Origin of the sequence: Neorhizobium sp. T6_25 (assembly GCF_002968555.1) — a bacterium.
GTDB lineage: Bacteria > Pseudomonadota > Alphaproteobacteria > Rhizobiales > Rhizobiaceae > Neorhizobium.
The window spans coordinates 1-391 of the sequence record NZ_PVBL01000081.1 but is presented as its reverse complement, the minus strand read 5'-3'; the positions used below and the strand labels follow the sequence as shown (position 1 = coordinate 391).

Sequence of the window (391 nt, the reverse complement as noted above, 5' to 3'; positions counted from 1 at the left end):
CCTGTAATGCGTACCTGACCACACAGCGCAAGGCGTGGGATGTGCTCAGTGATTTCTGCTCGGCGATGCGCTGTATGCCGGTATGGAACGGGCAGACGCTGACGTTCGTGCAGGACCGACCGTCGGATAAGGTGTGGACCTATAACCGCAGTAATGTGGTGATGCCGGATGATGGCGCGCCGTTCCGCTACAGCTTCAGCGCCCTGAAGGACCGCCATAATGCCGTTGAGGTGAACTGGATTGACCCGGACAACGGCTGGGAGACGGCGACAGAGCTTGTGGAGGACACGCAGGCCATTGCCCGTTACGGTCGTAACGTCACGAAGATGGATGCCTTTGGCTGTACCAGTCGGGGGCAGGCACACCGCGCCGGGCTGTGGCTGATTAAAAC

General features: G+C 59.8%; 1 protein-coding gene. It reads left to right on the top strand.

Features of this window, described 5'->3' with window-relative positions:
- Positions 1-391 (top strand): phage tail protein (locus C5L10_RS33415; RefSeq protein WP_245448390.1); only part of this gene is annotated, 391 nt, incomplete at both ends.